Genomic DNA, 21,787 nt, shown 5'->3' with positions numbered 1-21,787 from the left:
ATTAAAGCTCGACGGTCACCGAAGCGGGATCCTCCCCCACCAGCTCGGCCAGCATGGGAAGTGCCACGGTAAGCGTCTCGAGAATCGTTCCGTTGTTGGAGAAACCGGCGGCAGCGGGATGTCCGCCTCCGCCAAAAGCAGCAGCGATCTCAGACACATTGAGGTCGCCCTTGGAGCGCAGGTTGCCGCGCACCTTGGTATCGCCCTCAATGCCCTTCAGAAACAGGCAGACCTCGACGCCCATCACCGAGCGCACCACGTCAACTAGGCCGTCACACTCATCCGAGGTGACACCGCAAGCCTCAAGGTCACTCTGGTACGCGTAGCTATACGCGACGCGTCCGTGGGCCACCGTCTTGATGCGGCCCATAACGATGGACTTGAGGTGCAAAAACTCAACGCGCATGCTCTGGTAGACCTCGAGCGCAACACGGGCCGGATCGGCACCGTGAGCAACCAGACGCGAGGCCGCATGGAATGCGGCGGCATCGGCGTTTTGGTACTGAAAACGACCGGTGTCGGTAACCAGGCCACACAGCAGACAGGTCGCAACGCCATCACGTGCGACAATGCCGCAATTGTCCAAGAAGCGGTCGATAATCATAGCGCAGGCTGCAGCTTCGACGCGTCTCAGGCTTAGCTCGGCAAACTCCTCGCGCGCCGGATGGTGATCGAAGCACACCACATGCTTGGAGCGGCGAAGCACCTCGGCGGAATTATTGAGGCGCTCGACGACCGGTACGTCCACCGAGATGAACAGGTCAGGATTGCCGGTGTACGCAGATGCCGGCACCAGGCGATCGGAGCCTTCCATAAAGCGGTAGATGCGCGGAACCGGGTCATCGTCTGCTAGCAGCAGGGCAATGTCCTTGTTGGGGAAAAACTTCATAAGCGAGAGGCCCAGACCCAGCACGGAGCCCAGGGCGTCGCCGTCGGGAGAAGTGTGTCCCGAAATCGCAATGGAGGACGCATCCTCGATGAGCTCGAGGATGCGTCGCTGAATATCTGCAGACTCGCACGAGGCGAGGTCGGCGGAATTAGTCATCTAAAGCTGCCTCCTGGGCGGCATCCGCTATGGGGTAGCCGTCCTCGTCCTTTTCGATCGCAAGCGTGGCGGGAACGTTTTCCAGCGCACGCGTGATGCGCTCTGCCTCATCGGTCGAGCGATCGATGCGAAAATCGAGCTCGGGCGTAACACGCCAATCGAGCGAGCGAGCCAACAGGCTGCGAATACGGCCCTTGGCGCTTGCGAGCGCCTCCATGACCTCATCGTAGCGGCTCGCATCGCACGACACGTACACGCGCGCGAACGAACGGTCCACCGCGACCTCGACCGCGGTCAAAGTAACCAGGTCGAGACGCGGATCGGAAACCTCAAAGAGCAGGATATAACCGAGCTTCTCGCGAAGCTGCTCGCCCAGACGGCGGGTTGCCTGCGTTTGCTTCATAGCGCTACCCCCTACTCGGTGCGGGCAACCTGGTCGATGCGGTAACCCTCGATCTGGTCGCCGGGCTTGATGTCCTGGAAGTTCTCCAGGCCAATGCCGCCCTCGGAACCACTCTTGAGGCTCTTGGCCTCGTCCTTGTAGTGGCGCATCGAGGCGATCTTGCCGTTAAAGACCACGATGCCGTCGCGCACCAGACGCACGGAATCGGTCGCGGCGATCTCGCCCTCTTCGACGCGGACACCGGCGGCGATACCGACTTTGGGCACCTTGAAGGTGTCCAGGACGGTCGCGGTACCCGTGGAGACCTCGACCTCGGTGGGCTTGAGCATGCCGATACGGGCAGCGTCGAGCTCCTCGAGGCACTTGTAGATGACATCGTAGCAACGGATCTCGACGCCCTCGCGCTCCGCAGCGGAGCGGGCCTTACCGTCGGGACGGACACCAAAGCCGATGATGATGGCGTTGGAGGCGTCGGCCAGGACGACGTCGGTCTCGTTGATGGCACCGACTGCGGAGTGGATCGTGTTGATGCGCACCTCGGACTGGTCCATCTTGTCGAGCGAGTCCTGAAGGGCCTCGATAGAACCCTGAACGTCGGCCTTGATGATCAGGTTGAGCTCCTTGACCTCGGCGTCGGCAATGGTCTCGAAGAGGTTCTCGAGCGTGACGTGCTTAACGCGACTCTGCTCCTCGATACGGGCCTTGAGCGAACGCTCGTCGGCAAGGGCGCGAGCCTCGCGCTCGTCCTCGAACACGCGGAACTCATCACCGGCGTTGGGCACGGACTGAAGACCCAGAATCTCGACGGCGTCGGAAGGACCGGCCTCGGTGACGGCGTTGCCCTTCGGGTCGAGCATGGCGCGGACGCGGCCGTAGGTAAGGCCGGCGACCAGCGTATCGCCCACGTGCAGGGTACCGCGGGTGACGAGCACCGTGGCAACCGAGCCGCGACCCTTGTCGAGCTTGGCCTCGAGGACGTTGCCGGAGGCAAAGGTGTCGGGATTGGCCTTGAGCTCGAGCACGTCGGCCTGGAGCAGCACGGTCTCGAGCAGATCATCGATACCAATCTTCTGCTTTGCCGAGATGTTGACGAACATGTTCTGTCCGCCCCACTCCTCGGGGATGATGCCGTACTCGGTGAGCTCTTGGCGCACGCGGTCGGGGTTGGCACCCGGCTTATCGATCTTGTTGACGGCGACGACGATGGGTACGCCGGCGGCCTTGGCGTGGTTGATCGACTCGATGGTCTGGGGCATGACGCCGTCGTCGGCAGCCACGATCAGAATGACGATGTCGGTCACCTTGGCACCACGGGCACGCATGGCCGTAAAGGTGGCGTGGCCCGGGGTATCGATGAAGGTGATCTTGCGGTCGTTAATCATGACCTGCGAAGCGCCGATGGCCTGGGTAATGCCGCCCGCCTCGCCGGCAGCGACACCGGTGTGACGGATGGCGTCGAGCAGCGACGTCTTACCGTGGTCGACGTGGCCCATGACGGTGACGACCGGTGCGCGCGGCTTAAGGTCGGCGGGATCGTCGTAGAACGAGAAGGTGTTCTCCTCCTCGGGGGTGATGATCTTGATCTGACGACCCAGGTCGTCGGCAACGAGCTCGACGAGGTCGTCGGACATGGACTGCGTCATGGTGAGCGGCGTACCCAGCAGGAACAGGCGCTTGATGATATCGTTGGCCGGAACGTCAAGCGCCTCGGCGAGCTCCTGGACCGTAACGCCCTGGGAGACCTTGATGGCATCGAGCTCCTCGGGGTTCACGCCCTGGGCCAATGCCTCCTCTATCTTGCGCTCCTCCTGAGCCTTTGCAGCCTCGCGCTCGCGCTTCTCCTTGCGCTTCTTGCGGCGACCGGTGGACTCGCGAGAGGCCTCCTCGACGGCGGCACGGGCCTCCTCGAGCACCTTCTCGCGGCTGTACTCCTCGGCCTCGCGAGCCATGCGGCTGTAGTGGTCCTCTTCGTTGTTGTGACCGCCCTTGCGCTTCTTACCCTTGCCCTGCTTGTCGGGGTTGGGGAAGTCCATGCCGGCAGCGACGTTGTTGCTGGCGTTGGTGCGATGGCTGTGCGGGCGGCTCTCGGAGACGTTGCGCTCGGAGTTGTTGTCGGAGGCGTTGCGGTCGTTGCGACGGCCACCGCGGCGGTCGTTGTTACCGCCACGACGGTTACCGCGCTCGGCGGCGCGCTCGGCCTTGGCCTTGTCCTCGGCGTCCTTCTTCTCCTTGAGCACGGTCTCCTGTGCGGCGATCTGGTCGAGCAGCGAACGGAAGCGCGAACCGGAGTCCGAAGCGGGAACGGCGCGGCGCTGAGCCTCGCGGGCTGCCTCCTCCTTCTCGCGGGCAAGGCGCTCCTGCTCGGCCTTCTTTTTGGCCTCGGCCTCGGCGCGCGCAGCCTCCTCGGCAGCCTGGGCTGCGGCAAACTGGCGGCGCTCCTCCTCGCGGGCCTTCTCGGCGGCGATGCGCTCGCGCTCGGCCTCGGCGGCGCGAGCGGCCTCCTCGGCGGCGGCAGCCTCCTCCTCGGCCTGCTTGGCGGCCTCGACTTCCTGAGCGCGGGCCTCGATCACCGAAGCGAGCTGCTTGCGGACCATAGCGACATAGGCGTCCTCCAAGGTGGAGGAAGCGGACTTAGCGGGAATCTTCATATCGGCGAGATGACCCATCAGTTCCTTGGAGGTCATGCCGAACTCTTTGGCCAGGGTGGACACACGGACTTTTGCCATATGACTTCACCTACCCTTTCTGGCACCTTGGGTGCCTAGAGACTGAACGAGCGTGGGAGATGCGCCGGGACCCGCCCGGCGCGACCGCGCGCTAGATCAGGTCCTCCGCATCATCGAAGGCGTCGGTGTCGTGGACACCGCAGAAACGGGAGCCGGGACGAGCCTGGTTGCGGCACTGGATGCCGTCCTCGGACACGTACTCGCAGCGGCGGACATCCTCGTCCTCCTCGTCACCGATCAGGTCGGCGGCGGGCTCCTCGTGAACGGGAACGTTCTTGAGGATGTCGGCGGCAAGCGTCTCGGACTTGATGTCGATGTGCCAGCCGGTCAGGCGCGCGGCGAGGCGGGCGTTCTGGCCCTCCTTGCCGATGGCGAGGGACAGCTGGTCGTCGGGCACGATGACGCCGGCGTAGGCCTTCTCCTCGTCGATGAGGACGCGGGTGACCTTAGCGGGCGAAAGGGCGTTGGCGACGTAGACGGCAGGATCGGCATCCCACAGGATGACGTCGACGCGCTCGCCACGGAGCTCGCCCACGACAGCGCGAACACGGCTGCCCTTGGGGCCGACGCAGGCGCCCACGGGATCCAGACGATCGTCGAGCGAGTGGACGGCGACCTTGGAGCGCTGGCCGGGCTCGCGGGCGATCGACTTGATCTGGACGGTGCCCTCATAGATCTCGGGCACCTCCTGCTCAAACAGACGACGCATGAGCTCGGGGTGGGTACGAGAGATGACAATCGGCGGACGGCTGTGTTCGCCGCGAACAGGCTGCAGGTTGGAGTTGGGGTCGCGAACGTCGATGATCACGGCCTTGATGTGCTGGTTGTGCAGGTAGCGCTCGCCCATCGGACGCTCGTTGCGCTCGTTCTCGTAACGGCGCTGGTCGAAGTGCGGAAGCTCGGCCTCGACGCCCTCGCGAATCTTGACGATCGTAAAGTCGGGGGTGGACTGCAGCACGGTACCGCTGATGAGGTCGCCGATGCGGCCGGAGAACTCCTCGTAGATCTGCTCGCGGGCGGAGTTGCGAACGATGGCGTTGATCTCGGCCTTGGCGTGCTGGGCGGCGATGCGGCTCGTGTTCTTGGGAGTGACGTCGATCTCCTCGAACTCGGTAAAGTTGCCCTCCTCGTCCATGGAATCGTCGATCGGCTCCAGGCGGTAGACATAGATCTTGCCGGTGGTGCGGTCGATGGTCACCTTGGCGCCCCACTCAAGATGCAGGATCTCGGCGTAGCTCTTGGCGAGCGACTGCTCCAGGCGGTCGATCAGGTAGAGCTGGTCGATGTGCTTCTCCTGGCAAAGCTCCATCAGGGCGGACATCATGTCGGATGCTGCCATCTTACTTTCCTTCCTTCGCGGGCTTGAAGTCGTAGGTGGGCTTCAACTTGCACTTCTTAACATCGGAGAAATCGAGGGTAACGGACTCGCCGTCCTCGAGCTCAAGGGTCACGTTCGTCTCGGTGGCGGCGGCAATCTTGCCGGCGTACTTGCGACGGCCCTCGGTGGCGGTGGAGGTGAGCTCGCAGTCCTCGCCCACAAAGCGGGCAAAGTCGCACGGGCGGCGCAGCGGGCGCGCCATGCCCGGGCTCGACACCTCGAGCATATAGCTCGAAGAGATGGGGTCGAGCTCCTCAATCACATCGCCGACCCACTTGGTGTTGGCTGTGACGTCGTTGAGGGACAGGCTCTGACCCTCGGCACCCTCGATACGCACACGCACGCAGGGGGCCTTGGTGGCACCCACGAGCTCGACGTCGACGATGTCGACATCGTGCTGGGGAGCGACGGCCTCGAGCGCGTCGATGATCGCCTGCTCGGTCTTGGTCTTGACCATTGCGGCACCTCCATCCATACAAAAAAGAAGCGGGGCCGAGACCCCACTTCTTTCAATTACAACTTCATTTGCAAGCAAACTATACCAATACCTGCGGAAACACGCAAGTGCCACAGAAACCCGCAGGTCAGCGTGCCCACAGCATCTCCACAAGAATAAGACAATTGACCGCAGGCGCTTTGGGCAGACAAAACAAAACGGGGGGCAACCCAGCCGGATCGCCCCTCGTCGTTTATGCGTCAGCTATGCATGCAGCGTTTACTTGACCACCAGGTTGACCAGCTTGCCGGGCACGCAGATGGCCTTGACGACCGTCTTGCCCTCAAGCCACTTGGCAACGGCGGCCTCGGCGGCAGCCTGCATCTCCTCGTTGGAGGCGTCGCGGGCGACGTCGATGCGGCCACGGACCTTGCCGAGCACCTGTACGACAATCTGCACCGTGTCCTCGATGGACTCGGCCAGGTCAAACTCGGGCCAGGCGGCGGTGTAGGCGTTGCCCTCACAGCCGAGCGCCTCATGCCACAGCTCATCGGCCCAGAACGGGCAGATGGGGGCAAGGACGCTCACGATATCCTTGGCCACGCCGTAGCACAGGGCCTTGTCACGGAAAGCGCCCTCAGTAGCGTTGAGGTAGGCGCTCGCGGCGTTGACGAGCTCCATGACGGCCGAGATGGCAGTGTTGAACTGGCCGCGGTCAAAGTCCTCGGTGCACTTGGCGATGGTGCGGTGACGCTCGCGATAGAGCTTGAGTGCGGCCTCGTCGAGCACGGACTTGTCGAAGACCACGTTGGCATCGCCAGACTGGACGAGCTGCCACACGATACGCCAGGCGCGCTTGATAAAGCGGTTGGCGCCCTCAACGGCCTTGGGATCCCAGTCAAAGTCCTTTTCGGGCGGGGCGATAAACAGGATCGCCAGACGCATGGTGTCGGCGCCGTAGGGCTCGATAACCGAGCTCGGGGGCACAACATTGCCCTTGGACTTGGACATGGTGTCGCCGTTCTCGTCCTTGACCATGCCCTGGCACAGCAGGTTGGTGAAGGGCTCGTCCACGCTCAGCAGACCCAGGTCGCGCAGCGCCTTGGTAAAGAAGCGGCTGTAGAGCAGGTGCAAAATGGCGTGCTCGATGCCGCCGATGTAGTTATCGACGGGCATCCAACGGTCGGCAGCTTCCTTGGAGAAGGGCAGCTCAGTGTTGTGCGGGTCGGTGTAGCGCAGGTAATACCAGCTGGAGCAGGTGAAGGTGTCCATGGTATCGGTCTCGCGCTTGGCCGGGCGACCGCAGACTGGGCAGGTGGTCTCGTAGAAGTCCTTGCACTCGGCGAGGGTCTCGCCGGCGCCCAGGTCCAGGTTCTCAGGCAGCGTCACCGGCAGCTGATCCTCGGGAACGGGCACGATACCGCAGTGCTCGCAGTGGATGGCCGGGATGGGGTTGCCCCAATAGCGCTGACGGCTGATGAGCCAGTCACGCAGGCGGAACTCGACCTTGCGACGACCGCAGCCCATGGCCTCGAGGTCGGCCACGATGGCAGACTCGCCCTCGGAGTGCTTACCGCCGCGCATGCCGGTGTACTTGCCCGACTGCACCAGCGTACCCTCGGCGGCATGGGCGCAATCCCAGTCGACGGTCTCGGCATGGAAGGTGTCGATGGTCTCGCCGCTGGCCTCGACGGCAGCGCGATCCTCATCGTCCAGAATGATCGGCACGATCGGCAGGTCGTACTTGCGGGCGAACTCAAAATCGCGCTGGTCGCCGCAGGGAACGGCCATGACGGCACCGGTGCCGTAGTCGGCCACGACGTAGTCGGCAACCCATACGGGGATCTTCTCGCCGTTGACGGGGTTCACCACGTAGCGACCCGTAAAGGCGCCGTGCTTCTCGAGGGTGCCCTGGGCGCGCTCGACGGCAGAGATATGCTTGGAGTCCTCGACGATCTTGGTGACGGCTTCCTCGTACTGAGTGCCCTCGACGAGCTCGTGCAGACGAGCGTACTCGGGAGCGAGGACAAAGAAGGAAACGCCAAAGAGCGTGTCGGCGCGCGTAGTGAAGACGGTGATCTTGCCCTCGTCGCCCTCAATGGGCTCGCCATCGGCATCGCACAGGGTAAAGTCGACCTCGGCGCCCTCGGAGCGGCCGATCCAGTTAGCCTGCATCTGCTTGACGCGCTCGGGCCAGCCGGGAAGCTTCTCCAGGTCGTCGAGCAGCTCCTGGGAGTACTCGGTGATCTTGTAGTACCACTGCTCGAGGTCGCGCTTCTCGGGCTCGGTGCCGCAGCGCCAGCACTTGCCCTCGGTTACCTGCTCGTTGGCCAAAACGGTCTTGCAGGTGGGGCACCAGTTAACCGGGTTCTTCTTGCGGTAGACCAGGCCCTTTTCCCACATCTTCTCAAAGATCCACTGACCCCAGCGATAGTAGTCGGGGCTGCAGGTCTTAACGGTACGATCCAGATCGTAGGAGAAGCCCATGCGCCTCATCGTGGCGAGCGCCTGGTCCATGTTCTTATACGTCCAGGCGGCAGCCTGCGTGTTGTGCTTGATGGCGGCGTTCTCGGCGGGCAGGCCAAAGGCGTCAAAGCCGATGGGATGCAGCACGTCAAAGCCGCGCATGCGGGCCTGACGGGCCATGGCATCGCCGATGGTGTAGTTGCGCGCGTGGCCCATGTGCAGGTCACCCGACGGATACGGGAACATCTCGAGCACGTACTTCTTGGGCTTGGTGGCGTCGGTGTCGACGGCAAAGAGGTTCTCGTCGTCCCACGCCTTCATCCACCGGGACTCAATGGCCTGCGCGTCGTAAGCAGGGATCTCGTCCTTATGATCTGTGCAATCGCACATATCAGCTCCTTTAATCTTAGCTGGGGTCGGACGGCTTAGCTTTATTCGCTACTGCGGACAGTCCTGCGCAAGACGAAGAGCACATTAAGTGCTCTTCTTTGCGTGCGGAACTTGTAGCGAACAAAGCTAAGCCGCCCGACCCTAAGGTTAACTTGGTTGATGATAGCAAATACAACAAGCGAGATGTCTGCGACTTGCAGGCATCTCGCTTTATCTAAATAACGTGGTTGCGAGTCAACCGTTATTTGTTACCAGTCCTAGTATGAACGGGTTTTCCAGGTGCCGCAGATTGGGCCGAAAGAGGAGCGACGCGTACTTTAGTACGCGAGCGACGGTTTGAGGCCCAAGATGCGGTGCCTGGGAAAGCCGCCTAGCGGTACGTGACGCTCTGCTGGGAATCCTTGACAACAACGTCGTGGGCTCCGCCTTCGACGATCGAGGTCGAGCTTACCAGCGTCAGGCGCGCCTTTTCCTGGAGCTCGGGGATCGAGAGGGCACCGCAGTTGCACATCGTGGACTTGACCTTGTAGAGCGTGCCGCCCACGCCGTCCTTGAGGGAGCCGGCGTAGGGAACGTAGGAGTCGACGCCCTCGACGAAGCTAAGCTTCGCGGCGCCGCCCAGGTCGTAGCGCTGCCAGTTGCGGGCACGCGCAGAGCCCTCGCCCCAGTACTCCTTCATGTACTGGCCGTTGACGTTGACGCGCTCGGTCGGGCTCTCGTCAAAGCGGGCGAAGTAGCGGCCCAGCATCATAAAGTCGGCACCCATGGCAAGGGCGAGCGTCATGTGGTAGTCGTAGACGATGCCACCATCGGAGCACACGGGCACGTAGACGCCGGTCTCCTCGTAGTACTCGTCACGGGCGCGGCAGACGTCGATCAGCGCGGTGGCCTGGCCACGACCGATACCCTTGGTCTCGCGGGTGATGCAAATGGAGCCGCCGCCGATACCGACCTTGATGAAGTCGGCACCGCAGTCGGCCAAGAAGCGGAAGCCTTCGGCGTCGACGACGTTGCCGGCACCGACCTTGACGTCCTCGCCGTAGTTGGCACGAATCCACTCGATGGTACGCTTCTGCCACTCGCTGAAGCCCTCGGAGGAGTCGATGCACAGGACATCGGCACCGGCCTCGATAAGCAGCGGCACGCGCTCGGCATAGTCGCGGGTGTTGATACCGGCGCCGACCATGTAGCGCTTATCGCCGTCGAGCAGCTCGTTGGGGTTGGTCTTGTGGCTGTCGTAGTCCTTGCGAAAGACGATGCCCATGAGGTGATCGTTGTCGTCGACGATGGGCAGAGCGTTGAGCTTGTTGTCCCAGATGACGTCGTTGGCAACCTTGAGGCTGATGTTCTTGTCGCCCACGATGAGCTGCTCACGCGGGGTCATGAACTCGGAGACCTTCTTTTGGTGATCATCGCGGCTGGGGCGATAGTCACGGCTGGTGACGATACCCACGAGCTTGCCCTTGGGGGTGCCATCGTCGGTAACCGGCATAGTGGAGTGACCGGTCTTTTCCTTGAGGGCGATAACCTGCTCCATAGTCATGTCGGGAGTCAGCGTGGAATCGGACTGGACAAAGCCGGCCTTGTGATCCTTGACGGCCTTGACCATGGCGGCCTCGGACTCGGGGGTCTGGGAACCGTAAATGAAGGACAGGCCACCCTCGGTAGCGAGCGCGACACCCATGTCGACGCCCGAGACGGACTGCATGATGGCGGAAACCATGGGGATGTTCAGGGTGATTGCCGGCTTCTCACCGCGCTTAAAACGGGTCAGCGGCGTCTTAAGAGAGACGTTGTTGGGGATGCACTGCGAGGACGAGTAACCAGGGACCAGCAGATACTCCGAAAACGTGTGGGACTCACCGGGAAAGAACGTAGCCATGTTTCTCCTTTTTCCATGCGACCGGTCGGCTGCAGGCCTCGTAGGACCCAGCCCAACCTTGGGCGCCCAATACTGGGGAAGTATCTTAACGCACTTTGACTGCTACAAAGCATGAATTAAGAAGAGCACACGAGGGCTTGACGCAGGCTTTGTGTTTGCCCAGCAAACACTTTAGCGGGGAGACGTGGAGCATATGGAGTACAAGACTACGGCGCGACTGGTCATTCAATCGTGCGACAACGATCTGCCGGGCGTGTTCGGCCACGGCTGCGTCTTGCTGCTGCAGGGTATCGCCCGCGAGCACTCGCTCAACCGCGCCGCCAAAAGCATGGGCATAGCGTATTCCAAGGCCTGGCGCATCATAAATGAGGCCGAAGGACAGCTGGGTTGCAAGCTCATCGAGCGCGACGGCGCCCGCGGATCCACGCTCACCCCCGCCGGCGAGCGAGCCGTAGCGGTCTACGAGGGCCTGCAAGCAGAAATCAACCAAGTGATCGCCACCAAGGCCAACAACCTCATCGCCAGCATCAAAGAGTAGCTAATTTGGGACGGGGCTTTTTTAGCTACCCATCCAGAGCATTCTTGACTCATAGCCAAAAATAGACATTGGGTAGCTAAAAAAGCCCCGTCCCAAATTAGCTACTTGCGGAGGGCGTGGTCTAGGGTGGCCGCTACTGCCAGAGGATCGTCGGTGCCGGCGAAAAGGCGGATGGTACTCCCCTGCTTGCCGCGTGGAGCAGAAAGGCGCGTCGCGGCGCCGCCGGCGGGCGATGTGCGAAACTCCCCCGGCAAAGCCTCGAACAGCTCACCTGCGCTGCGCTCGATAAGGTCAAACTCAACTACCGGACCAAAGCCGTGCTCGAGGATTCCCGTTGCAACTGCATGATCGGGATGCGAACTCAGCCCGGGGTAACGCACATTGCGCACCATCTCGTTCGCAGCCAAATACTCGGCCAGCGCACGGGCGCGATCGAAGTGAGCCTGAATGCGAGCGTCGAGCGAGGAAAGCCCACGCTCCAGCACATCGGCCTCGTCAGCAGGCAAATCAAGCTTAGCCAAGCCGCAGCCCTCAAGCAGGGCATGTGCGCACTCGGCAGCAGCATCCACACGATGGCGCTTGAGCTGCGAACGCGCCACCGAAGCGGCAACTAGCTTGCGCGGAGCTTTGCCGGCGCACACGCGATCGAGCGCCTCGAGCGACAGCGCAGCACCCAGCCGCAGCGGATCGCAGCCAAAAGCAGACGCCACGGTGTTATCTACAACAAGCAGCGCGCGGGCTTCGCGAGCCACGCGACCCAGAGCGCGAAGATCGGGGACGCGCAGACCAAACCCGCCGATAGAGTTGACGAACCACCACAGGTGCGGCCCCTCGGCATCAAACGAAGCATCAAAACCCTCGGACGCGGCGGCAAATGCCTCGGCGCACGGATCCCCCACCAGCACAACGTCGCGGCCATCAAAGCCGTGCGCAAACGCATCGACAAAGTCATCGGCAAACGCAACTAGGCGGTCACCGGGGCGCACAATCCCCAATTGCGACAACGCTGCTGGCACATGCGAGGCCGTGAGCAACCGCGCTTCACGCGCGCCGGTCCTCAAAACCCAAGCCTCTTCTAGCTGCTGTACGCTCATACGGCACCGTCCCCTCAAAACAAAAACCCACGCTGCGGGTGTTCCCCGCATCGTGGGCAACGGCTGCAGTATAGCGCCGATATGAGACGAATCACCTAGATGATGAGCGTGTGATAGTTCACGCTCGCACCCGGAGCGTCAACGGTCACGCCATAGGCCTCGGGATAGATGCGTGTCGAAAACACGAGCGCGCCATCGTTCACAAACACCTCGACCGACGAGACATCGCCAACAACGCGCACGTTACGAACCTCGTCGACGGGCTCCCAGCGCACGGTACGACCGCAGCCGGCAGAAGCGCGGCCTTCATCGGCAAATCGCATCTCAAAGCGCGCGGGCAGCTCGCCCTCGGCGGGCACAAACGCCAGCTTCAGCTCGTCATAAACGGTCGCGGTAAACGCGTCGTTGACACCGTCGACAACAACGTCAAAGCAGGTATCGCCGGCAACCTCCAACGAGCCCACCCCCACACGCACCGAGGCATAATGGCGCTCGATCTCGCGCGCCGGCTGCTGCAGCACCACGCCGCCGGCACCGGCTGTAAGCTCACGCGGCACCGTCATGCAGTGCTGCCAGCCGCACACCACGGTGGGCGCGTTGCCATAGGTCGGCTCATCGGGCATGCCCATCCAGCCGATCAGCATGTGGCGACCGTCCTCGGCCGTGAACTCCTGCGGAGCATAGAAGTCAAAACCGGCGTCCCACAGGCGGAACTCGCCCAGCTCATAGGCACCGTCGCCGCCGGTAATGTCGCCTGTTACAGGCATGTAGCCAGCAGCGTATACGTTGCCGCGGTCCCAACGACCGCCTTCGAGCCCCTGGGGAGAGAAGGACAGCCACTTCGCCGGCGCACCGCCATCCGCCTCAAGCTCAAGGTATCCCGGGCACTCCCACATAAAGCCAAAACGCTCGGGCGTAGACACACGGCTCTCGAGTTCCCAGCTCAACATATCGGCCGAGCCATACACCAAGATCTCACCCACATCGCGCCCGGCACCCTCGCCGTGCATCGCACAAAAATGGCTTTCGATATGCGGTCCATCCACGCGACGACGGGCGCCCAGCACCATGTGATAACGCCCGTCCGCGTCACGCCACACCTTGGGATCGCGCACGTGGCAGGTCAAATCCTCGGGATAATCATCGGACGCCAGCACCACGCGCTTTTGGCTGAACTCCCGACCGGCAAGACCATCAATGCTCTCGACATAAACAGTATCGGCTCGTCGACCGGTATTGACGTAGTCGTACGTGCCGTCTGCATCGGAAAGCTTAACGTTGCCCGTGTACAGCACGCGAATGCGGCCGTCCTCAGCAAGCGCGGAGCCCGAATACACGCCATGGCAATCGAACGGCTCGTCGGGCAGCAGCGGGGCGCCAACGTAGTCCCACGTCATAAGGTCGCGGCTCGTCGCATGACCCCAGACCTTAACGCCACCCTCGACATCAAACGGCGCATATTGAAAATAAGCGTGGAACACGCCGCCCGCTTGGCAAAGACCGTTGGGGTCATTGAGCCAACCCGCCGGCGGCATAATATGGAAGTGCTGGCCATACGCGCCATGACCGCACTCAGAGGCGGCAGCGTCAACAGCGGCAACCAGCTTTACAAGGTCGCGACCAAGTGCATTAGACATATCAAAGTCCTAACGGATCGAAAGTTACTAGGCACCAGATATCGGCACCAGATACGGGAAACGCCCGCGAGCATACAACCCGCGGGCACCCCCTCAATCAAAAGCCCTTAGGCCTGCTCGGAAGCCTTGGGCTCGTCCTTGTACAGGACAAACGAGACGCCAAAGGAAACCAGCGCGGCGACCGCAAACATGATCGCGTACTGCACGGGCTGGGCCAGGCACAGCAGGATACCGAAGATACCGGTAACGCCCGTGCCGGAGGCAGCCAGCGAGGTGAGCGCGCAAACCAGGGCACCGCAGCCGGCGCCGATGCAGCCGGCGATGAAGGGCTTAAAGAAGCGCAGGTTCACACCAAAGATGGCAGGCTCGGTAATGCCCATAAAGGCGGACAGAGCCGAAGGAAGCGCCAGGCCCTTGATCTTGGCATCGCGGGTCTTAAAGGCAACGGCAAGCGCGGCGCCACCCTGGGCGATATTGGCAGCGCTAGCGATGGGCAGCCAGTAGGTCACGCCGTACTGGGCGAGCTGGCCCAGGTCGATGGCGGTGTACATCTGGTGGATACCGGTAACGACCGTGGGGGCATAGAACAGGCCGACGATAAAGGAACCAATACCGAAGGGCAGGGTCAGCAGGGTCTGGATCAGACCGAGGATGGCGTTCTCGGCCCAAACAAAGATGGGGCCGACGGCAACGAGCGTCACGAGCACGGTCACGAACACCGAGACAAGCGGGGTCACAAAGAGGTCGAACATCTCGGGGACAACCTTGTGGAGACGCTTCTCGAGGAAGGCGAGAATGGCGCAGGCGATAACGATGGGAATCACATGGCCCTGATAGCCGACCCACTCAAAGCTGTACACGCCGGGGATGACGGTGACCATGGTCTGCACGCCCTCGGAGGCAACCGTGTAGGCGCTCTGCAGCGAGGAGTTGATGAACGCACCGCCGACGACGGCACCCAGGTACGGGTTGGCGCCAAAGGCCTTGGCGGCGGAGTAGCCGATCAGGATCTGCAGAATGCCGAAGGACGTTCCCGAGACCAGGTCGGCGATCTTGTAGATAAAGTTATTGGTGTCGAGCGCGATAAAGCCGTTGGAGGCCATAAAGTTGAGGGCGCTCATGATTCCCAGCAGCAGGCCCGAAGCCACGATGGCGGGGATGATGGGGACAAAGACGTCGCCGAGTACCTTAATGGCGCGCATAAAGATGTTCTGCTGCTGCGCCGCGGCCTCCTTGACCTCGGCCTTGGTGGCAGCCTCGACGCCACTAAGCGCGATGAACTCCTCGTAGACCTTGTTGACAGTGCCGGTGCCAAAAATAATCTGAAGCTGGCCCTGAGCCTCAAAGACGCCCTTGGCGCCGTCGACGTTCTCGATGGCCCCCTTGTTAACCTTGGCGTTATCGGCGATCACCAGGCGAAGACGCGTAGCGCAGTGCGCGGCCGAAACAACGTTGTCGGCGCCACCGACGTTGTCGAGCACCTCTTGGGCTGATTTGCGGTAGTCCATGACTTCCCTTTCCTCCAACGGGCGTATGTGCACCCGGCCATCTTTGACACTTATACTGTAATCGTTTTCAGTTATATAAGTCTGTAATCGTTTTCATAGTAGGGTGAACGGTAGGAAAAAGCCGGCGAAAGGTAGTTTTAAGGCAAAAACAGGCGACTCAGAGGCAGACAGACGTGCCCAAACCCTAGACATTCATAAGCTGATGGCCGAGCTTGAGCGTCTTGAGACCGCTCTCCCCCTCCACGCCATCGAGCGTGTTGAGCAACATATTGGTCGCCTCGACGCCACTGGTCAGGTAGCCATAGTGCACGGTGGGAATGCCGCCCGTCAGCGCGCGCAAAAACGCGTTGTCACCAAAACCGCTTACGCGGTGCATGCCCTCGCCCACGCCGCGAACCTCATCGATGGCACGCAGCGCACCCGCCGCCATGGTGTCGGTCGCGCAGGCGATAAACGAAACATCGGGAGCGACGGAAAGCAGTTCACGCGCCGCACCATAGCCCGAGTCGAGCGTAAAAGACCCCTGGCGAATCAGGCTCGGATCAAGCGCCACGCCCGCGGCGCGCAAGCCGGCCTCAAAACCGCGACGGCGGTCATAGCCAGCAGCGCGGTCCTCCTCGGTAACTCCAATGTAGGCAATCTTGCCATCCACGCGACCCGCAAGCGCATGACCCAGCTCAAAGGCGGCCTCGTAATCGTCGTGATAGACGCACGCCGCGCCCTCAACATTCTGACCGATCAGCACGATGGGCACGCGGCACGACTCAATCGCCCGGCGATGCTCGTCGGTAATCATGGTTGCCACCAGCACAATGCCATCGACCGGGTGGTTTTGGAATAAATCGAGGTATTCGAGCTCGCGATCGGCAGCGTTGTCGGTATTGGCAAGCAGCATCTGGTAGCCACGGCGACCGAGCACCTGGCCAATGCCGGCGGTAATGCGGCTCACGGATTCCGAGTTAATCTTAGGTACGATGACGCCGATGAGCTTGGTGGAACCGGTGCGCAGCGCGCGAGCCTGGCTGGACCGCACGTATCCGGTCAGCTCAATCGCCTGCTTAATGCGCTCGCCCTTGTCCGTCGATATGTAGCCACCGTTGAGGTAGCGCGAGACGGCGGCGCTCGAAACGCCGGCCAGCTCGGCCACATCTTTCATCTTTACCACGAGTACCCCTGTCGTTGAAATCGCTTTCACCATAATACCCGTGCGGAGCTACATGCGTGTCGCAAGACGGGACGTCACGGTCAATTTAGCTGTCGCAGCACGGGCATCGCAGGGCTTCAACTAGAAACTTCGAAATATAAATGCCGAATCAGTCAAACTACCGATTCGGCACCCCGTTACATTTGCACACAGCGGCAGGCAAAATCCAACTCGAGAACAACTTACTCACTTTGGAAAGACGCGTCGCTGTCCGCCGCCAATTCCGAAGGAAGAATAGCCGGCAGCGTCAAAGCCCCCATGGGCGAAAGCCCAGTAACGACCATAAGATAGCTCTTTGCGTGACCATACGCCATGGAAATGGCATTAGAGAGGAGATAACGGCGCCCCTCCTCGTCTGACAGTTCGAACGGCAATTTTGTAGACACCGAAATAGCAACCGTCACATCAGCGCGCATTTTTTTTCTTTTGCATCGTCTCTATCAATCAAGCTGCCACACACATACAGCTTTAAATCTGCGCGCTCGCCCGCCTCGTCCCTCAATAGATGGACGTCCTGATAGTTAACGTCAACTTTTAAATCCATATTCTGGGATGGCTCATTCTCAATATGAAAAGTTGAGTCGACAACAAACAAATGAACAACCTGAATAGGCGCAATGAAATCCTTGCTCATGCAGCCAAACCTCCCGGAATCATCTCAAAGTTCAATCGTTTAGCCGAGCAGTCGCTGTTAAATGAAGATCATTGTTCACGGACAGAATTATTAGACGAAGAAAACGGCGCCTCATTCGAATAACTGGAAATGACCTGAGGAATGATTTTGATACCCAACGCAAGCTCAAACTTTGCGATTGTTTTCAGCGTCATGTTGGGCTGAGAATTCAACAATTTCGAAAGCGACTGAAGACTCACGCCCATGCGCTTTGCCAGCTCGCTTTTGCTTAAGCCCGAACGCTGCATCTCGCGATGAACAATAAACTCAATATCCAACGCGTGCTCATAGGCACGCGTTTCACTCGTTTCCGTCTCCGCGTAAAAGTCCGATAAATCGACCTTAACCATTACAAGTCTCCGTTTCGTAAGCGGGCCAAAATAGCCGACGCTATGACCCCAAAAGCTGTTTTGCTATCGCGGCCAACTGTTTTGCACGTTTAATTTCTTTAGAAATATTTCCCGATCCTTGATGGCCCTTAAAGCAAAACAATCTTGTCCACGCCTTGGCAAATCGCGTAGACCATCTCTCGATTAACCCCATCAAAACCCTTGAGTTCGTATAGTCCGATCTTAGGGTCGATACATCGAAGCTTTGAGGTTCCACTGACATTCTTTAGCCCGTAATCATAGATTTTTGAAATCTGATTGATCATTTTACGGGCGATAAGCTTCGTTTTAGGATCAGACATCATCTTCTGAAATTGAGAGTTCTCAGGGGAGGTGGTTAGTTCCCAAAAAGGTCGTCCCTCGGGATCAGCATATTCGACAAGTTCATAGTCACTAACCAAAGGCCACCCCCTCCGCTTCAGAAGAAACCAAATGTGGTTAACTTATAAGTTAAGTTTACTCGAATTCAAATACATGCAAGCCCCAAGCCGAGTTCAAGCAATCTGCATTATTGACTCAGAGAAATGTAGGAAAGAAGCGGCAGAAACTACATTGGCAAATAAGGCCCTCAGCGAAGTGCCCAAACTTTTATGGTGACCAACAACATACCAAGATAGACGAAGGCAAGGCACGCAACCGCCCAGTCACCGTCGCCGGACTTGGTCTCATCGCCAGGCTTTTCTTCGCTGCCAGGCTTCGTGTCGCCCGCGGGATTACCGCCAGTGGGTTCATCGGTACCAGGCTGGGTCTCCCCCGCAGGCGGCTGGGCGCTTGTGGGTTCAATTACCACATGCTGCGCTACGGCTCCGTTGGCGTCCATCACGCAGGCGGCACCAAAGGCCCCGCCCGTCGGCGCCATAAACTGCGCGGACGTAAGTGAGCCGCTCTCGCAGGCAACACCCCCGCTGGCGCCGGTCGCATCCACCCAAGAAGCGTCCACGGCAAACTGGCCATCGGAGGCGTACACGCCAAAGAAGAGGCAACTCTCGCCCGATCCGCTGCCAGAGGCAACCACGTGCGTGCCGCCCCGCACAGTAACGGTAGCCCCGCGTACACCCGCTACCGAGGCATCGTTCATGCCCTTGCCGTCTGCCCGGCCTTCGACCGAACAGCCGTCGATTACCAGCGCGCCCAGTGCAAAGACGCCGCACTGCGAACCCGTCGCGCGCAGCGAGCCCGCGCCGCAAAGCGTAAGGTTGCCCCACACCTCAAGGCCGCTCGTGCACATGTCCGTATCCTCGGTCTACGCCTCGTCTACAACGTTTTGGCCCACCAGCGTTACCGCCAGATCGCCTTCCGCGCCAATGGCCTCGCCCGCGTAGTCATTAAGCTGCAGATGGTCAGCATCAATCCAGGCCCAGCCGGGGCCCGAGACACCCGGCTCGTCGTACGTCTGGCCCGCGATGGTGAGGCTATCCGCGCCCGCGGCCTAAGAAGACCCGCCCAGCAAAACGCAGAGGCAGGCCACAGCAGCAAACAGAATCTGATGACGATGATGACTGGACAAAACGACTGACATGACCGCTCCAATCCCTACGGAAAGCCAATAGAGGCGCACCAGAAATGGACTGGTAGCAGCAACTATTAGTGTATCGAGGTTGAATCCGTGGCATATCGAAGTACGGCGGGACAAGCGAACAATTCGGCGTAAATCGTTTTTGCAATCGGTGGACGGTGAGAGCGATGATTGGCAGCCCGGCAACGGACGACTTGCCCGGATAAAGTGCAGCGATTTGCCAGGTTAACACGTCAGAACGCACCTCGTTGAACCATTAATTCCGGAAGTATGCGGCAAATTTGAAACACGCCGACCACGCGGCAACACCGCAATCAATCTACCTGCGGGTTCTTTGGACAAAATAGGGCATGTGCTCAGAGTTTCCAGAATTTGCCGCATACTTCCGGCATCGGTTATCAGAAGTGCGGGCAAAAACGACTTCAAGCCAACCAAGCCACACTTTTAAACAATTGTGGCCTGGGGTTTTGATGACGAACAACCGGTTGTGCTCGACAGGTCTCGATTCTTCCCCGAACTTCCGGAAACAGCTCATGTAATAAGCCTTCAACACAACAGAAAACGTTACCCGAAGGACCCTCAGCTTTCAGTTGATGCGAAACGCTCCAATGTAAACCCATCCTCGCAGTAAATGGCAGAGCGACAAGCGTCCTATCGGAATATACGCCACTTCGGCCATAAAGAAAACGGGGACACACTCAGCGAATGCGTCCCCGATAAGAAGATCTCAACCAACTTCTTTGTATTGATTACCATTGTATGCGAACTTCGATTTCAGTTAGCGCAATCTCTTTTGGAGCTGAGCATTGAACTCTCGATATCCAAGTCCAGACAAGACGTGTCCGATAGAGGCGTCGTTAACACCCGTAGAAATAAGCCCCAACAAGTCCTTCAAATACTCCATAAATTCCGAGTGAGTTAAGTAGTGCTCGAGCATCCAGGTCATCTTGAGGTAATTAACGTCTTTTCTTCCACCAACCTTGGCGCAGTACAAGCGCTCGTCATGAGCACAAATATTGCGAAACTTTACAAGCACCTCCAGATGCGTCCTCATGTCATTCACCTCAAGGAAGCCCGGATTAGGGGCGTTGAGTTCACGAGTTGAAAGTGCAATCATCTTAGCGACGTCTTTCTTTTCTTGAGGTTTCATTAAATTAAAAAAGTGCTCGAGATTACCGAAGGTTAGATCATTGCAGAGAACCCAAAGGGGAACCGCGCCGTAAACGTCACGATAGTGAACTATAAACTCGGCCTTACTCTTTCTGGCGCATTTTCCAAGCAACGCGGTAAGCAGGGACACTTCGGACGCGTATTTGCCGGCATCCATTCCATAAGCAGCGAACTCATCGACCGTACAGTAATTCTGTTGAAGTAGATAATCCTCAGAACTGCGATGCGCCTGCGAAAAGGAGTGGGAAACGGCAGTCCGAATGGTTGCTTCTGCTCGAATCAAATAATGAAACGTTAGCTCACGTAACTGCCTATCGAAAGAAAATAGCTCATAGATATTTGAAAACGACGTTCCTTTTGCATACCGATCGTCTCCGGAGGAACGAGAAAGTTGAGCATCAAGAAAGGGGTTTTTATAACCATTGATTATGGAGTAGTACCCCTCTCTCATCAAAAGGCGATCAGTTTCCGAATCGACGATGAGACCACGAGAAGTAAGCAATCCAACCTGCTCCTCAATCGTAAGAAACGGCTTAGACACAAGTCCTCCTAGAAAATGCGAAAGGCGGCCGCCAAACGGAGACCGCCTTTCAGGTGGACGTGGTTCCCGTAGGAGCTCCACGTCAATTCCACTGACACAAATTTACTCCAATTTTTGACTTGACACAAGGCAACCGGAAGTCTCCATAGCTTTTCGCCCGCACATCGAAGTGACAACGCCACGCTCATGCATAAATCTTTGGGCCATAAATGATAGGCGCATTTGTGTCCGCACGAATCTTTAGATTCCTTACGTCATGCGAAGCCATAACGCGAAAGGAATCAACATGCTGTTTTGCAAAGAGGTACGAAGCCGGCTCGACATGCTTGACGATGCAGGAGTACTGCTCCGTCGACTAGAAATACTGGAAAATCTGATCGGCAAATGCTCCTGCGATATCCCGCTCTCGGGATGCCGATTCATGGACGATACAGCAGATGGATATGACGGGAGCGAAATGCTGCTGTTTCTCGATGAATCCTTAGAGATCCTTATTAAGGAATACAAAGACCAGATTAGGAAATACGAACAGGCATACAAAAACAATACTGGCAAAAATCAGGCTATCGCCGGTAAAAACAAAAGAACCATGGCGAATAAATGGCCCGAAACCGATAAAGCCGCTTGATCAATTTGGAAATACTTCCTTAGGTCGGCGGCACTTGACTCGGCACGGTTACTCCTAGGTCATCTGCAAGAGTATATCAATGCCCTCGCACGGGGCACCAAAACCCAAGCACCCCATTGCCATACACACCTGACGGGCATGCATTAATAACGTCAAAAGCCCA

At 59.3% G+C, this 21,787-nt stretch carries 19 protein-coding genes; 2 read left to right on the top strand and 17 right to left on the bottom strand.

What is annotated here, in order from left to right:
- Position 1: 1 nt before the first annotated feature.
- From DXD49_RS03755 to DXD49_RS03725, 7 genes are all read right to left on the bottom strand, one after another.
- Complete coding sequence (locus tag DXD49_RS03755) at positions 2-1,045, bottom strand: bifunctional oligoribonuclease/PAP phosphatase NrnA (protein WP_089571696.1); 1,044 nt, start codon at positions 1,043-1,045, stop codon at positions 2-4.
- Positions 1,038-1,448 carry a 30S ribosome-binding factor RbfA gene (gene rbfA / locus DXD49_RS03750; protein WP_006234038.1) on the bottom strand — a complete coding sequence of 137 codons (411 nt, stop codon included), beginning with the start codon at positions 1,446-1,448 and terminating at the stop codon, positions 1,038-1,040. The genes DXD49_RS03755 and rbfA overlap by 8 nt, the downstream gene beginning before the upstream one ends.
- A gap of 11 nt (positions 1,449-1,459) precedes the next feature.
- Entirely contained in the window at positions 1,460-4,174 is a 2,715-nt protein-coding gene (infB, locus tag DXD49_RS03745; protein WP_117735032.1) for a translation initiation factor IF-2, read from the bottom strand.
- Between the two features lie 91 nt (positions 4,175-4,265).
- Positions 4,266-5,513: a transcription termination factor NusA gene (gene nusA / locus DXD49_RS03740; RefSeq protein WP_006234042.1), complete on the bottom strand. Its 1,248-nt coding sequence runs from the start codon at positions 5,511-5,513 to the stop codon at positions 4,266-4,268.
- 1 nt (position 5,514) lies between these two features.
- On the bottom strand, positions 5,515-6,009 hold the full coding sequence (gene rimP / locus DXD49_RS03735) for a ribosome maturation factor RimP (RefSeq protein ID WP_117794244.1): 495 nt from the start codon (positions 6,007-6,009) through the stop codon (positions 5,515-5,517).
- Positions 6,010-6,267: 258 nt separating this feature from the next.
- Positions 6,268-8,844 (bottom strand): leucine--tRNA ligase, encoded by a 2,577-nt coding sequence (leuS, locus tag DXD49_RS03730; RefSeq protein WP_117794243.1) that lies wholly within the window; start codon positions 8,842-8,844, stop codon positions 6,268-6,270.
- Positions 8,845-9,214: 370 nt separating this feature from the next.
- A complete protein-coding gene (locus DXD49_RS03725) occupies positions 9,215-10,726 on the bottom strand; it encodes an IMP dehydrogenase (protein ID WP_117758167.1) in 1,512 nt (503 codons plus the stop codon).
- A 193-nt stretch (positions 10,727-10,919) separates the two neighbouring features.
- Between DXD49_RS03725 and DXD49_RS03720 the strand changes: the two genes are divergently transcribed.
- Positions 10,920-11,264: a winged helix-turn-helix domain-containing protein gene (locus DXD49_RS03720; protein WP_117735028.1), complete on the top strand. Its 345-nt coding sequence runs from the start codon at positions 10,920-10,922 to the stop codon at positions 11,262-11,264.
- A 101-nt stretch (positions 11,265-11,365) separates the two neighbouring features.
- On the opposite strand, the gene DXD49_RS03715 is transcribed toward DXD49_RS03720, so the two are convergent.
- From DXD49_RS03715 to DXD49_RS03670, 10 genes are all read right to left on the bottom strand, one after another.
- Positions 11,366-12,358: a PLP-dependent transferase gene (locus tag DXD49_RS03715; RefSeq protein ID WP_158550225.1), complete on the bottom strand. Its 993-nt coding sequence runs from the start codon at positions 12,356-12,358 to the stop codon at positions 11,366-11,368.
- Between the two features lie 95 nt (positions 12,359-12,453).
- Positions 12,454-13,995: a glycoside hydrolase family 32 protein gene (locus DXD49_RS03710; protein WP_117735026.1), complete on the bottom strand. Its 1,542-nt coding sequence runs from the start codon at positions 13,993-13,995 to the stop codon at positions 12,454-12,456.
- A 107-nt stretch (positions 13,996-14,102) separates the two neighbouring features.
- Positions 14,103-15,503 (bottom strand): PTS transporter subunit EIIC, encoded by a 1,401-nt coding sequence (locus DXD49_RS03705; RefSeq protein WP_117735025.1) that lies wholly within the window; start codon positions 15,501-15,503, stop codon positions 14,103-14,105.
- Positions 15,504-15,687: 184 nt separating this feature from the next.
- Entirely contained in the window at positions 15,688-16,659 is a 972-nt protein-coding gene (locus DXD49_RS03700; RefSeq protein ID WP_233505273.1) for a LacI family DNA-binding transcriptional regulator, read from the bottom strand.
- 230 nt (positions 16,660-16,889) lie between these two features.
- Entirely contained in the window at positions 16,890-17,123 is a 234-nt protein-coding gene (locus DXD49_RS03695; protein WP_117794242.1) for a hypothetical protein, read from the bottom strand.
- Positions 17,108-17,341, bottom strand: a complete 234-nt coding sequence (locus tag DXD49_RS03690; protein ID WP_117794241.1) for a hypothetical protein — start codon at positions 17,339-17,341, stop codon at positions 17,108-17,110. Before DXD49_RS03690 ends, DXD49_RS03695 begins: the two co-directional genes overlap by 16 nt.
- Positions 17,342-17,409: 68 nt before the next feature.
- Complete coding sequence (locus DXD49_RS03685; protein WP_117794240.1) at positions 17,410-17,730, bottom strand: helix-turn-helix transcriptional regulator; 321 nt, start codon at positions 17,728-17,730, stop codon at positions 17,410-17,412.
- A 128-nt stretch (positions 17,731-17,858) separates the two neighbouring features.
- A complete protein-coding gene (locus DXD49_RS03680) occupies positions 17,859-18,170 on the bottom strand; it encodes a hypothetical protein (protein ID WP_117794239.1) in 312 nt (103 codons plus the stop codon).
- 167 nt (positions 18,171-18,337) lie between these two features.
- On the bottom strand, positions 18,338-18,997 hold the full coding sequence (locus DXD49_RS03675) for a hypothetical protein (RefSeq protein ID WP_117794238.1): 660 nt from the start codon (positions 18,995-18,997) through the stop codon (positions 18,338-18,340).
- A gap of 1,066 nt (positions 18,998-20,063) precedes the next feature.
- On the bottom strand, positions 20,064-20,996 hold the full coding sequence (locus DXD49_RS03670) for an Abi family protein (RefSeq protein ID WP_117794237.1): 933 nt from the start codon (positions 20,994-20,996) through the stop codon (positions 20,064-20,066).
- A gap of 286 nt (positions 20,997-21,282) precedes the next feature.
- Between DXD49_RS03670 and DXD49_RS03665 the strand changes: the two genes are divergently transcribed.
- A complete protein-coding gene (locus DXD49_RS03665) occupies positions 21,283-21,624 on the top strand; it encodes a hypothetical protein (RefSeq protein WP_117794236.1) in 342 nt (113 codons plus the stop codon).
- Positions 21,625-21,787 lie beyond the last annotated feature (163 nt).

It is taken from the genome of Collinsella sp. TM05-38 (genome assembly GCF_003466445.1).
In the GTDB taxonomy this organism is placed as follows: Bacteria; Actinomycetota; Coriobacteriia; order Coriobacteriales; family Coriobacteriaceae; genus Collinsella.
Note: the sequence above shows the minus strand (reverse complement) of the source record. Positions and strands in the feature narration are given on the sequence as shown.

Excerpts from the sequence above, each read along its gene's own strand:
- DXD49_RS03755 (WP_089571696.1), bottom strand. The coding sequence starts at position 1,045 with ATGACTAATTCCGCCGACCTCGCCTCGTGCGAGTCTGCAGATATTCAG.
- rbfA (WP_006234038.1), bottom strand. The coding sequence starts at position 1,448 with ATGAAGCAAACGCAGGCAACCCGCCGTCTGGGCGAGCAGCTTCGCGAG.
- infB (WP_117735032.1), bottom strand. The coding sequence starts at position 4,174 with ATGGCAAAAGTCCGTGTGTCCACCCTGGCCAAAGAGTTCGGCATGACC.
- nusA (WP_006234042.1), bottom strand. The coding sequence starts at position 5,513 with ATGGCAGCATCCGACATGATGTCCGCCCTGATGGAGCTTTGCCAGGAG.
- rimP (WP_117794244.1), bottom strand. The coding sequence starts at position 6,009 with ATGGTCAAGACCAAGACCGAGCAGGCGATCATCGACGCGCTCGAGGCC.
- leuS (WP_117794243.1), bottom strand. The coding sequence starts at position 8,844 with ATGTGCGATTGCACAGATCATAAGGACGAGATCCCTGCTTACGACGCG.
- DXD49_RS03725 (WP_117758167.1), bottom strand. The coding sequence starts at position 10,726 with ATGGCTACGTTCTTTCCCGGTGAGTCCCACACGTTTTCGGAGTATCTG.
- DXD49_RS03720 (WP_117735028.1), top strand. The coding sequence starts at position 10,920 with ATGGAGTACAAGACTACGGCGCGACTGGTCATTCAATCGTGCGACAAC.
- DXD49_RS03715 (WP_158550225.1), bottom strand. The coding sequence starts at position 12,358 with ATGAGCGTACAGCAGCTAGAAGAGGCTTGGGTTTTGAGGACCGGCGCG.
- DXD49_RS03710 (WP_117735026.1), bottom strand. The coding sequence starts at position 13,995 with ATGTCTAATGCACTTGGTCGCGACCTTGTAAAGCTGGTTGCCGCTGTT.
- DXD49_RS03705 (WP_117735025.1), bottom strand. The coding sequence starts at position 15,503 with ATGGACTACCGCAAATCAGCCCAAGAGGTGCTCGACAACGTCGGTGGC.
- DXD49_RS03700 (WP_233505273.1), bottom strand. The coding sequence starts at position 16,659 with ATGAAAGATGTGGCCGAGCTGGCCGGCGTTTCGAGCGCCGCCGTCTCG.
- DXD49_RS03695 (WP_117794242.1), bottom strand. The coding sequence starts at position 17,123 with ATGCGCGCTGATGTGACGGTTGCTATTTCGGTGTCTACAAAATTGCCG.
- DXD49_RS03690 (WP_117794241.1), bottom strand. The coding sequence starts at position 17,341 with ATGAGCAAGGATTTCATTGCGCCTATTCAGGTTGTTCATTTGTTTGTT.
- DXD49_RS03685 (WP_117794240.1), bottom strand. The coding sequence starts at position 17,730 with ATGGTTAAGGTCGATTTATCGGACTTTTACGCGGAGACGGAAACGAGT.
- DXD49_RS03675 (WP_117794238.1), bottom strand. The coding sequence starts at position 18,997 with ATGTGCACGAGCGGCCTTGAGGTGTGGGGCAACCTTACGCTTTGCGGC.
- DXD49_RS03665 (WP_117794236.1), top strand. The coding sequence starts at position 21,283 with ATGCTGTTTTGCAAAGAGGTACGAAGCCGGCTCGACATGCTTGACGAT.